At 56.4% G+C, this 12,577-nt stretch carries 10 protein-coding genes; 8 read left to right on the forward strand and 2 right to left on the reverse strand.

The features are described 5' to 3' along the window. Positions 1-28: 28 nt before the first annotated feature. The gene (locus ABD890_RS21725) at positions 29-994 is read right to left on the reverse strand and encodes a LysR family transcriptional regulator (protein WP_345094508.1); all 966 of its coding nucleotides are present in this window, start codon (positions 992-994) and stop codon (positions 29-31) included. A gap of 386 nt (positions 995-1,380) precedes the next feature. On the opposite strand from ABD890_RS21725, the gene ABD890_RS21730 reads away from it, so the two are divergent. Together ABD890_RS21730 and ABD890_RS21735 are read left to right on the forward strand one after the other, a co-directional pair. Next, positions 1,381-2,199, forward strand: a complete 819-nt coding sequence (locus ABD890_RS21730; RefSeq protein ID WP_345094510.1) for a universal stress protein — start codon at positions 1,381-1,383, stop codon at positions 2,197-2,199. Between the two features lie 58 nt (positions 2,200-2,257). After that, positions 2,258-3,259 (forward strand): bestrophin family protein, encoded by a 1,002-nt coding sequence (locus tag ABD890_RS21735; protein WP_345094512.1) that lies wholly within the window; start codon positions 2,258-2,260, stop codon positions 3,257-3,259. Between the two features lie 17 nt (positions 3,260-3,276). On the opposite strand, the gene ABD890_RS21740 is transcribed toward ABD890_RS21735, so the two are convergent. Next, positions 3,277-6,282 carry a hypothetical protein gene (locus ABD890_RS21740; protein ID WP_345094514.1) on the reverse strand — a complete coding sequence of 1,002 codons (3,006 nt, stop codon included), beginning with the start codon at positions 6,280-6,282 and terminating at the stop codon, positions 3,277-3,279. 154 nt (positions 6,283-6,436) lie between these two features. Here ABD890_RS21740 and ABD890_RS21745 point away from each other — a divergent pair, with 154 nt between their 5' ends. The 6 genes from ABD890_RS21745 to ABD890_RS21770 all read left to right on the forward strand — a co-directional run bounded on the left by ABD890_RS21745 (position 6,437) and on the right by ABD890_RS21770 (position 12,563). Beyond that, positions 6,437-8,197, forward strand: coding sequence for an arylsulfatase (locus ABD890_RS21745; RefSeq protein ID WP_345094516.1), 1,761 nt, complete (start codon positions 6,437-6,439; stop codon positions 8,195-8,197). Between the two features lie 42 nt (positions 8,198-8,239). Then, on the forward strand, positions 8,240-9,208 hold the full coding sequence (locus ABD890_RS21750) for a sialate O-acetylesterase (RefSeq protein WP_345094518.1): 969 nt from the start codon (positions 8,240-8,242) through the stop codon (positions 9,206-9,208). Positions 9,209-9,445: 237 nt separating this feature from the next. Next, positions 9,446-9,679: a FeoA family protein gene (locus ABD890_RS21755; protein ID WP_345094520.1), complete on the forward strand. Its 234-nt coding sequence runs from the start codon at positions 9,446-9,448 to the stop codon at positions 9,677-9,679. Then, on the forward strand, positions 9,679-9,903 hold the full coding sequence (locus ABD890_RS21760; protein ID WP_345094522.1) for a FeoA family protein: 225 nt from the start codon (positions 9,679-9,681) through the stop codon (positions 9,901-9,903). Before ABD890_RS21755 ends, ABD890_RS21760 begins: the two co-directional genes overlap by 1 nt. Positions 9,904-9,995: 92 nt before the next feature. Then, positions 9,996-12,215, forward strand: a complete 2,220-nt coding sequence (feoB, locus tag ABD890_RS21765) for a ferrous iron transport protein B (protein WP_345094524.1) — start codon at positions 9,996-9,998, stop codon at positions 12,213-12,215. A 102-nt stretch (positions 12,216-12,317) separates the two neighbouring features. Then, positions 12,318-12,563 (forward strand): hypothetical protein, encoded by a 246-nt coding sequence (locus tag ABD890_RS21770; RefSeq protein WP_345094528.1) that lies wholly within the window; start codon positions 12,318-12,320, stop codon positions 12,561-12,563. Positions 12,564-12,577: the final 14 nt, after the last annotated feature.

Raw genomic sequence — 12,577 nt, forward strand, 5'->3', positions numbered from 1 at the left:
AGATTTTGAGAACCAGGCCGCCAAGCGGCTATTTTGCCGCGTCTGGTATGCTGCTGATCCCTGACAAATTCGTTCCGTTCCGCATGTCGAACAAGATCTTTGGAGCTTCTTCCGAGATCGCCATCACCACCGGATGCACCAGCTTTCGCTGAGCCGTGATGGCAAAGAAGTGGCTGCGAACGTCTTCCAGCGTTCCGACCAGCTCGACGTTGTATTGACGTCGAACCCGATCGAGAACCGCCGCTGGCGTTGGAAACACCCCTGCCCCACCACTGCCGAATTCATTCAGCATGGCACTATCGTCGAACTGGGCGACGACTCGCGGTGAGATGTCGTTCTCGTCGAACCACTGATTCAAGTGGCATCGCAGTTGAGTGTGAGGCGAAGGTAGCAACAGCGGCGCTTGCTTCAACGAGTTCGGGAAATCTCCCCGCAGTTGCTCCGCGAGCGACTCGACCGCACAAAAGGCAATCGCGCAGTCCCCCAAAGGATGATTGAAGCTTCGCGACTTGCGTTCCGAAGCGATCGGCCGGTCTGAGATAATCACATCGTGCTTGTGCCGAACCAGGTCCGCGACCAACTGTTCCATCGGCGCTTCATGGTATTCGATCTGCACCGGCGTTGGAAATCGCAGCACCACTTCCAGCAAGCGATAAGTGATCAGCTTCGGAACGTACATCGGCACGCCCACGCTCAGCTTCAATGCTCGCTCGGTCGGCAAGCCCCGCAAGCTGCCGAGCATTTCTCGTCCGGCGGAGAAGATCTCGTCGGCGTACTCGAAAACAGTTCGTCCCACTTCGGTCAGTTGCAGGTCGCGACCACTCCGATCGAACAGTTCGTGTCCAAGTGTTTTCTCCAGCTTGCGAATCTGCGAGCTGACCGTGGGCTGCGAGAGATGCAAATGATCGCATGCCGCCGTAATGCTTCCTTGCCGAACGGCACTCCAAAAGTAAAAGAGGTGCAGAAAGTTAAGGTCTTGCAGTCGTTCAATCATCTGGCCGCTTCGTCCATGGAATCGGTGTTGGCCGGGGGCATCGGCCGGGGTGACTCTTAAGGGTGGGGTGGTCCGTGAAATTGCTGCTTTATTCTAACGGCACAGTCCACCCCCGACCTTACGGCAATGGTGACCCCAAGGGCAGTTTTCGGCAGATTTGAGCTCATTGGCCATTGCAGACATAGAAATTTTTTATGGCTCACAAAGACATATACCCCATATAGAAAATTTGAATGTTCGCCTACGAAAGAATGACTGTGATCTTCCCTCAGGCATTCGCGTATAAACAAAAAGCCGCCGCGGGCAGCAGGGTGGCACCCACCCAAGCTCTGTTCCGAATCGTTCGAGAATGGATCGCGTTCCTAACTTGCAGGAGTAGCAACCGAATGCTCAAAAGCGTACTGCTTCATCTGAGCGGATCGTTTGGCTGCGATCGCGTCATCGAGCTTGGTGCCAGAATTGCCCAGTGCAATGGTGCCCGGCTGCGTGGCCTTTCGGTGCTCGATACCAGCTCGTTGCAGTCCGCGTCGCAATCGGTTTCGGCGGCTCATGCCATCTCGGACTTCGGTCGGTTGGCCCAGGCCGAGCGCGGTCAGGCTTATTCACACGATCAGCTCAGCGATATCGCCGAGAAGTTCGAGGTTCCGTTCGACTCGATTGGCATTGCCGGTAACGCGATCGAAAGCCTCGTTCGCGAAGCACAGTTTCACGACATCGTGGTTACGGCAGCTCCGACGCAAGGCAACCGCTCGACAGTCGATTTACCTGCCTGGCAATTGATCGACCTGGTGGTGAAAGGTCGGCAACCAACCTACATCTCGCGCGGCATGAACACACAACCGCGTCGGGTGCTGTTGCCCTACGACGGCACCGAGGCAGCGGCTCGTGCGATTCGCAGCTTTTTAATTCATAACCCACTACGCGATGCCCAGTGTCGGCTGCTGGGTGTCGGCCTGGCCGCACATGAACATTCCAAGTCGCTGCAAGCGATGCGCGAGTATTGCGAAGCTCGGCAGCCCAACCTGGAAGTCGGCTGTTTGCCCGGCCCTGTCCGCCGGGTGTTGATTCCCTATGCATCCAAATGGGGAGCCGACGTGATCGCGCTGGGCGTTCCGCGTACCTACGGATTGTGGACGCGGTTTTTGGGACAGCTATCGTTAGACGTACTCAATCGGACCCACTTGGACTTGTACCTCGTGGGATAACAACCTCATAAGTTTCTGCCCGGCTGGGTGACTTAGAAAGACCGAAAAAAGTTAGCGTATGATTCGAGAAGGTTTCTGGACCGAAGTATTTAAGTTACAGGGATCGGTAACGCCTTACATCGCAGGCCGCTTGATTGCGTTCACGTTGTTCGGAGCATGTGCCTATTTCTTCTTCGACATCTTTAAGATTCATAACGGCCTGGCAACGGCTCACTACGAGTACATCGGGGCCGTGTTGGCCTTGCTGCTGGTGATGCGAACCAACGCCGGTTACGACCGCTGGTATGAAGCCCGCAAATTGTGGGGAGGCATCGTCAACCAATCTCGAAATCTCGCCCAGATTGGCTTGATCTATGGCCCACAAGATCGGAAGTGGCGCGAAGCTTATGCTCGTTGGGTCGCTGCCTTTTCACGTTCGTGCTGCCACAGCCTACGCGACGAAAAGAAATACAACGAAATCGCTCAACTGGCCGAGACAGTTGGTGTCGAAGAAACGCGCCGCTTGAGCGATGCCAATCACATGCCGATGTACGTGGTTCGTCGCGTCGGCGAACTGCTGAAAGAAGCGGTCGAAAAGGATGATCTCGACCGTTTCTATTTTCTTCAGGCCGAAGCGGAACGGGCTCGCTTGATCGACCACCTTGGCGGGTGCGAGCGTATTTTGAAGACTCCACTGGCCGCGGCGTTCTCGATCAAGATTCGTCGCTTCCTGTTCCTTTACCTTCTGTTCCTGCCGATCGCCATCGTCGACGCGGCCGGGATGATCACGCCGCTGATCGTGTTCCTGGTGGCCTATCCGCTGTTGGCTCTCGATCAGATTGGTGTCGAGCTGGAAAACCCCTTCTCGAAGTCTCGTTTGAACCACCTTCCCCTCGACCAAATCTCGGACAATATCCGGAGCAATGTGCTGGCCTCGCTCGAAGACCTTGAGCCGCTGGTGCCTTACGCGGAGTCGCCTGTGGTTCGACCTCACGTTGAGAAGGCTCGTCCCGCTCTGGTTCCTTCGGTGGAAGATTACGCGACGATCCCCATCGCGCCTCACCCTGCCTTAGAAAGTTGATCATATGCGGCTGTGATTTAGGGCCGCTCGAATAGCAGCAAGGCCGGCTCCGGGGAGACACTGATCAATGCCGAAGATCTGTCGAACCGGAGCTGGCTGTGCTGACCATCGATTCGAATCAAATCAATCGCTGTGTTCGGAGGGACGGAGACTTCAACGGTCTTCGTCCGTTCGTCATTCCAGAGCACCTTCAGGCAACGCTTCTGGTCGTCTTCGAACAGAAACTCCTGCGTTCCGTCGGGGTGCTGCTTCTCCGAGACGAACTTCTTCGCCGCCAGGCTGTTGATCATGTGGTAATAGGTGATCGCGTCGATGCGAGGATTGTAGTTATTGAACTTGCAATCAAACACGCAGTGTGCGTCGCCGAACTGCCCGCGAGCGTTCCCGTTCTTATCGGGATACATGATCGTGAACCAACTGACGGTCTCGCCTCCTTCGGCAAAGAAGACCGTGCACTTCTTGATCAGTTCGATCGCCACCGAAAGGCGTGCTTGCCCTTGGCTGTTGAGGCCCAGCTCGGTCGAGTGAATTGGTTTCACGGCATCGTACTTCTGCATCAGCTCGCGATACTCGTGCATCGTCCGCCGCACCTTGGTGTAGTGCTCGTAGATGTGGAAGTCGTATGAGTCGAGATAGTTCTGATAGCCAGCTCGGAAGTACTCGTCGTTTGGTTCGACCGAAGTTCCGATGACATGAATCTTCGGATCGAATGCTTTGACTGCTTCGTACACTGTTTTGTAGGCCCGAACGTTATCGAGAACGACTTGCCCTTTGCCATGCGGCTCATTCCCCATGGCAATCATCGCCAGCCCTTCATCCGCATACGCCTCCAGGAAGTTGGTCATCCCTTCCCTGAGCGACTCTTCGCTGACAGTCTTGAAACCTTCGCGTTCCACCGTCGAAGCAGGCGTGCCGGTGATCCACTTCGCGTTCAGCTTCTGCACCGTTTCCAGACCCGGCAGATGGGGCTTGTAAGGTGGCTTCTGCGACCAGCCTCCCCACACGCCCATCATGCGCAGCCCCAGACGATCGGCCAGATAGAAGTAGTCGTTGATGCGGCTATCCCAATTACGAATCGTGAAGGGAATCTCTTCCGGCGCGTACTGTTTGCTGATCGCTTCCGGCAAGATGGCGAAGCCTGACAACTCGGTGACCGGGTTACCTTCTCCCTGCGGCACGGAAACATGCAGCTCGTAGAATTGCCCCACATTCAATTGACTCGCATCGAGTTGGACGGCAGCCTGAAACTCGCGTTGCTTGGAACCAGGCACTTCGACCAGCGGGACTTCTTCAAGCGTCTGCACCACCTCGCCGCGATAGTCGCGAACTTCCAGACTCAGCCGACGATCGGCTAGCGGCAAAGGCTTGCTGGTCGGAACCTTCACCTCGAAGGCAACCGCGTCGCCTGGATAGAACAAATTGCCGATTGCTTCGGAGGCAATCCGGATACTCTCGACCACTGAAGAGGATGGCTGCACCACGAGCCGGGCCGCAGAAAGATCGTCGACCTGAAACGTTCCATACGTTTTGTTCAACTGCACATGCCACCGGGCGGCGGAGGCTCCGGTCGGCAGCTTGATGACCTGCCGCTTCGTGATCCATTCCGTTTTCCCGAAACCAATTCCCAGCGGCAACGTTTCCAGCAACTTCCCTTCGCGATCGAAGACCTGAAGTTCGACGGCCCCGTGGAACGAATTATCCGGCGAATGCAATTTCGATTGAACTCGACAAGCCAGTTCCCACGAACCAGGTCGCACTGGAAACTTCGCACTCGTTGCGGAAGTGGGTGACTGAATTGTTTCGAGCGTTCGCGTCAGCGTCAGTTGATCTTTCTGCGAAACATCCCCTTCGGTCAGCCACGGCTGCCCAGCTTTGCTATCGAAGGCTTCCCGCCAGGCCTGTCCAGAGACTTCTCCTTCGACCGTTGCTTGCATCTGGATGTTGGCGAGATCGAGCTGCATCGGTCCGCTGGCCGAGCGTGGGTTGAGCATGATCTCGATCAGCTGCACGCCCCCGTGCCAGCGACCATCTTTCGCCCCGCCCCAGTGTTCGCCCCCAGCGATCTTTTGAGGATCGATCGAAAGCGACTGCCACTGTCCATCCGCTTTCATGGCGATGCCATGCCGCTGATGCGTTTGGTTTGTGCTGTCCACGAGACGGATCGAAAACTGATCGACGTTGTCAGATCGAACCCACAGGTCGATCGATTCCGTTTGCTTGACGTCGACCTCGGGAAATCTTTTTCGCATGCCAACGTACCGGCCTCCCTCGGTGAAGTCGACTTCCAGTCGCAAGGCTGACTCGCTTTCGCTACGACCTTCGATCATGCTCAAGCTGCCGGCGGCACCAGGGAACTCGGAACCAGGGTTGTATTGCCAGCCTCCGTTTTCGTCAGCGGTGAAATCGGAAAGTGGGATCGTGGTGGTGACTTCGACTTTTGGCGGAGGCTCGGTCGCGCGTACGTTGCGGATCGCGATGCTTCCATCGCTCATCGCTTCTTTACCAGCGAGGATCACAAACAGCTTCGCCGGTTGATGCCATCGTCCGTCGTTAGCTCCGCTCCACTTCTCGTAGCGAGTGACGATATCCATCGGCGTGCCAGCCTCGAGCGAGGCAAAGTACCGAGCGACCGGAAACACATACGTTTGCCAGCCACCTTTGTCGTTCAAGCGAATGTTCAACTGATGACACTGCCCGGTCCCGTCGATCAGCCGAGTGGTCACATTGCCCACGCCACTGGGGACTTTGATGTCGAACGAGATCGATTCCAGCGGAATCTCAGGCAGACGCCGGGCCGCCTGAACGTACATTCCGCCTTGCGAGAAGTCGCCATGCAAAACGAGCGTGGGGTCGTCTTCTATCTGTAGTTCCAGCCTGCCAACCGCACCGGGAAATTCTTTACCATTGTCGAATGTCCAGCCCCCCAGTGGTTTCGCCGAATCGATCAACGTAAGCGACTGCTGAGCGGTTGCCGTTGTGGCCGCGGCGAGAACCATCAAGATGACAGGAAGCGTTCGAATCATGGCGGATGGCAATCAGTTGGGTGCGAAAGGAAGAATATCGGCCACTGCACGATTTTTGAGGCGGAATGGTTTGACCCTGCCCACTTGCGCGAAGACAATAGCGAACGTTCGATGCCCTGCCTACCTATGCCCTGCCTTGCCCGAAAGTTACATCATGCTTCGACTTTTTCCCATCGCTTTGCTCGCGATCTTCCCTTGCCTGCTCTCTTCGGCGACGGCCGCCGAGAAGCAGCTTCCCAACATTGTCATGATTCTGACCGACGATCAGGGATGGGGCGATCTTAGCATTCAAGGGAACACCAATCTTTCGACCCCGAACATCGATCAACTAGCAAACGACGGCGCTCGCTTCGATTGGTTTTACGTCTGCCATCTGTGTGCTCCGACGCGAGCCGAAATGCTGACCGGTCGATTCTATGCTCGCACCGGCGTCCGCGGCGTTTCGACTGGCCAGGAACGTTTGAACCTCGACGAGAAGACACTCGCTCAATATCTCAAAGAAGCAGGCTATGCGACGGCTGCGTTTGGCAAGTGGCACAACGGGATGCAGTTCCCTTACCATCCCAATGCTCGCGGTTTCGACGAGTACTACGGCTTTTGCTCTGGCCACTGGGGCCACTACTTCAGCCCAGAGCTCGACCACAACAACACGCTGGTTCGCGGCGATGGCTACGTGACCGACGACTTCACCAACAAGGCGATGCAGTTCATCGAGAAGAACAAAGACAACCCGTTCTTCTGCTACGTTCCGTATTGCACGCCCCACTCGCCGATGCAGGTCCCGGATCAGTTTTACGACAAGTTCGCCGACGCCGATCCAGCGATGAAGAATCGCGATCCAGAAAAGGAGCAACTCGGCATGACGCGAGCGGCCTTGGCGATGTGCGAGAACATCGACTGGAACGTCGGCCGAATTTTGAAGAAGCTCGATGAATTGAACCTGGCGGAAAACACGATCGTCATCTACTTCAGCGACAACGGCCCCAACAGCTTTCGCTGGAACGGGAACATGAAGGGACGCAAAGGTTCGATCGACGAAGGAGGTACCCGCGTGCCCTGTTTCGTGCGATGGCCAGCTCAGATCAAACCAAATACCCGTATCGGCAAAACGGCCGGTGCGGTCGACCTGTTGCCGACGCTGCTCGATTGTGCGGGAATCGAAGTGGAGTACGCCAAGCCAATCGACGGCCGCAGCGTAAAACCGCTGCTGACCGGCAACTGGGAACGCTGGCAAGATCGTCCGATCATTGCCGTTCGCAACAAAGAGATCAGCGTCCGCACCCAGACCAGCCGTCTCGACTCGAAGGGGCATCTCTACAACATCTTGAAAGATGTCGGCCAGCGGGAAGATATTTCCGGCACCAATCCAACCATGGTCAAACGGATGCAGGCCGTTGCCGACAAATTCCGAAGCGAAGTGCAAGAGTCTTACTTCGCGAAAGATGACCGCCCCTTCACGGTCGGCTACACCAAAAACACACCGCTCCCAGCCCGCGATGGCAATGGTCATGGCGGGATCGAGCGTTCGGCTCGTGCTCCAAATTGTTCGTACTTCACTAACTGGAAGACCACCGATGGCCGCGTGACGTGGGATGTCGAAGTAGGCGAACCAGGCGAGTACGAAGCGGTTGTCTATTACACCTGCCCCAAAGAAAACGTCGGAGTCGAAATCCAGGCCGAACTACTCGGCCAGAAGACTTCGGCGACGGTGACCGAAGTCCATAATCCTGAAAGCTACGGCCCAGAACACGATCGCTTTGATCGCGGCAGCGAGTCGCCAGTGAAAGATTTCAAACCACTTTCACTCGGCACGTTGAAACTAGAAAAAGGGCGTGGCACACTCACCCTGTCTGCCTTGAAGATTCCAGGCGAAGGTGCGATCGAAGTCCGATACGTGTGGCTCAATCGCAAATAGTCTTCGTCCCATTCAACTTCCTCTTCGATGAGAAAATAAGTCATGAAATGGTTTTCGGCTCTGCTGCTTGGCATCTGTTTTTTGACGGGGATCGAGGCAATCGATGCCGCACCGGTGAAGGTCTTTGTCCTGTGCGGTCAATCGAACATGGAAGGGAAAGGGGCGATCAAGCATCTGGAACAGTTGCTGGCCGATCCGAACACGGCGGAAGCGTACAAGCATCTGCGTGACGAAAACGGCTGGGTCGAACGAGACGATGTCTGGATCAAGTACAACGACGATCGTGGGCAAGGCAAGCTTGCCCCTGGGTTCGCCACACCGACCAATCGCTTCGGCCCGGAGCTTGGTTTCGGCAACGTTGTCGGCGACGCGTTCGACGAGAAAGTCCTGATCATCAAGTGTGCCTGGGGTGGCCGGGCTTTGGCGGTCGAGTTCCGTCCGCCCAGCTCTGGTGTGGGGGACTACACCCGACGCAATCGCGAAACGAAAGAAATGGAGCCGCTGCCGAAGGAAGACTACGGCGTCGCCTATCGCGATACGATTCGCATTGTGAAAGAGACCTTAGCCAACATCGATCAAGTCGTCCCGGACTACGATAAGTCGCAAGGGTACGAACTGTCGGGCTTCGTTTTCTTTCAAGGCTTCAACGACATCATCGATCAAAAGAAAACCGACGAGTACGGAGCGAACCTGGCGAATCTAGTGCGCGATGTTCGCAAAGATCTGGATGCCCCGAACCTGCCGTTTGTGATTGGTGAACTTGGCCAGCAGGGTGTCGAGCCAGAGAAACGCTACGCGGAAAAGCACTTCGCGTTTCGCAAATCGCAGGAAGATGTCTCGAAGCTACCAGAATTCGTCGGGACAGTTCGCTACGTGAAGACCAGCCCCTACGTGATCAGCGACGGCGAGTCGTTCGATGGCGGGTATCACTACTACGGTCGGGCCGACAGCTTCTATAACTTCGGCAAAGCATTTGGCGAAGCGATGGTCGACATGACCAAGAAGCAGTAGTCCGCTGCCTGGTGAATGTAAAAACGAAAGGCGTTCCGCGACGATTTGCCACAATCGTGCTTGGCAATTGGCGAACGCAGCAGGTCGAACGGTCTGTCACAGTCGCTACCCTCCCCCCAAAATTGGCCGCGAGTACCGCTGCCGATTGGCTTCTCGCAACCGGCAACACCTTGCCACTGCCGCCTGCCTCAGCTAAGATTTCTCTACTGAGAATTACTCTCAATTAGCAGGCAATATATGCTTCCCGAAATTCCTCTCAGCATGGTGCAAAGCGGCGCAGTCGTCCGCATTTCGCAGATCGTCGGCGGATGCGACGACGTGAAGCGAATGGCTGAACTTGGACTGCAGAGTGGAACCGAAGTCGAAATGCTTCAGAGTGGTAGTCCCTGCATCCTTCGCGTAGGGCAGTCGAAGCTTTGTTTTCGACAGTCAGACATCCTCAACATTCTGGTGAATACGGACGAGACGTAATGTCGAAGCTGTCGCAACTTGCGGTGGGTCAGGAAGGGGTAGTCGCTTCGATCGACGCCTCGAATATCGCCGCCGTGCGATTGATGGAAATGGGCATGACTCCTGGCTGCCCGGTCAAGATGATCGGGTCGGCCCCATTCGGAGATCCGTTAGAGGTGGAGATTCGCGGTTACCACCTCAGCCTGCGTCGTACCGAAGCCGACCTCGTGGAACTCGAGAGTTAGTTATCGGTATGCCCTCTGCCGCTGGCGTTTGAGTTGACTTCGATACGCCCTGATCCCGCATTCCCAAGCCGCCAACCCCCAACCGAAACCGCATGTCTGTCGACGCTCCTGCCCAAACCCTTACCGTAGCCCTGGTCGGAAATCCTAACACCGGCAAATCGACCCTGTTCAACGGCTTGTCAGGCATTCGTCAGAAGACCGGCAACTATCCTGGCGTGACGGTCGAAAAGAAGCATGGCACGTTCAACCACCATGGGCAGAAGGTCAACCTGATCGACTTGCCAGGTACGTACAGCCTGGCACCACGATCGCCCGACGAGATGGTTACCGTCGACGTGCTGCTGGGTCGCCAGGCCAACGAAATCAAACCGAACGCCGTGCTGGTGATTGTCGACGCCAGTAACGTGGAACGAAACCTGTACATCGTCAGCCAGGTAAAAGAGCTTGGCCTGCCGACGATTGTCGCTCTGAACATGGGCGACATCGCGGCCGATCGTGGGATCACCGTCGATGCCGCCAAGCTGCAGGATCGTCTGGGACTTCCAGTGGTCGTCACCCAGGCCAATCGCCGCGGCGGACTAGAGCAACTTCGCGAAACGATTATCTCGCTCCTCGAAAAACCGGCGACCGCCGCGGAAAGCCCTTTCCCTGCCGAGTTCCGCGAGAAAGTCGATCAGTTGCAAACGCAGCTTGGCAAAGTCTCGCCCGACACGCCTCGCTATCTGGCCGAGCGTCTGCTGCTCGACACGACCGGATATCTCGAAAAAGAAATGATCGGCGGCGGGCAAGATCTGCACAACTGGATTGTCGAAGCCCGGCAGTCGCTGGCTCAGCAAGGGCAGCCGATCCCGGCGATCGAAGCGATCTCGCGTTATAAGTGGGTTCAGCAAGTTCTCGAAGGTGTCGTCACCCGCGAGGCCAATCGCCGCGTCACGCTGTCCGACCGCATCGATAAGGTGCTCACCAATCGCATTGCCGGGACGGTGTTCTTCGTCGTGATCATGACGCTGATGTTCCAGGCTGTCTTCTCGGACCTGGTGGCCGGGAACTTGATGGGTGGCATCGAGTGGATCTTTGAGCAAGTCGCTGGCGTGGTCGATGCCAATCTGGCCGATGGAGCCTTGAAGTCGCTTTTGATCGATGGCGTTATCGCCGGGGTCGGTGGCGTGTTGGTGTTTCTCCCTCAAATCTGCATCTTGTTCTTCTTCATCGCGATCCTGGAAGACTGCGGTTACCTTGCTCGGGCCGCCTACCTGATGGATCGCTTGTTCAGCAAGATTGGTCTGAGCGGCAAGTCGTTCATTCCGCTGCTGTCGTCGTTCGCGTGTGCCATTCCGGGCATTATGGCGGCTCGCGTGATCGAAAATCGTCGCGATCGATTGATCACGATTCTGGTCGCTCCGCTGATGAGCTGTAGTGCCCGTATGCCGGTTTACATTCTGTTGACGGCAGCGTTCATTCCCGATGAATCGTACCTGTTCGGTTTGATCAGTTTGCAAACGCTAGTGATGCTCAGCATGTACATCCTGGGAATTCTGGCGGCCGTCGGTGTCGCGTTCACCTTGCGAAAAACGATTCTGCCGGGCGAAACACCTCCATTCGTGATGGAACTGCCCAGCTACAAGTTTCCGTCGATCTCAGGCGTGCTTAGCGTGATGGTCGAGAAGGCTTGGGCGTTCGTTCGCCGAGCTGGCACGCTGATCTTCGCTATGACCGTGATCGTGTGGGCGTTGTCATACTTCCCACGTGACGAGAAAGCCGCCGTGGCTCCGTTCGCGGATGAAGTCGTGCAATTGAACGCCGACCTCGAAACGGCCAACACAGCAGAAGCAAACGCCATCGAAGAACGTCTCAGCGAAATTCAGAACGAAGTCGATGGCGAACTGCTGCGACACAGCTTCCTGGGGATGGCTGGTCACTGGATCGAACCCGCCGTCCGGCCACTGGGTTGGGACTGGCGAATTGGTAGCGCGGCGATTGCTTCGTTCCCGGCTCGCGAAGTGATCATCAGCACGATGGGCGTGCTTTATAATTTGGGTGGCGATGAAGACGAAGAGTCCCAGCCACTGCGAGAAACGATCAAATCGGCGAAGTGGGCCGACACCGAAGAGAACGTGTTCAACATCCCGGTCGCCTTGTCGATCATGGTCTTCTTCGCGCTGTGTGCCCAGTGTGCCGCCACGCTGGCTGTGATCAAGCGAGAAACGAACAGTTGGCGATGGCCGATTTTCACCTTCGTTTACATGACGGTGCTGGCTTACGTCGGTGCATTGGTCACGTACCAGGTATCGGCCCTGTTTCTGCTGAACTAGCTCCCTTTCCACCTCCGATAAAATAAGATGGCAATGGTCCGGACGCCGCTGGTTTGACTTCCAAGCCAGCCCTGCAACGATTCCATCAAGGAGTTCCCCCACATGTCGCAAAACGGGATAGTACTGTTGATCGTTGCTTCCGCCGTGCTTTACGTCGGCTGGAATATCTATCGCGGAATCGTTAGTGCCGCCGGCTCTTGCAGCGGTGGTGGTGGCGGGTGTGGCGGCTGCGGTTGCAAGTCGACTGCTGGCGGGGGGAATCTGATTCAGCTTGGCTCGGATGTTGCCAGTCCCGAGTCGGCAACTTCCCCAGAAGAAGCATCTGCGGTAAGCTCGGAGCGGATTTAAGCCGAGACGCACCG

This window comes from Bremerella cremea (assembly GCF_039541315.1).
Lineage (GTDB): Bacteria > Planctomycetota > Planctomycetia > Pirellulales > Pirellulaceae > Bremerella > Bremerella cremea.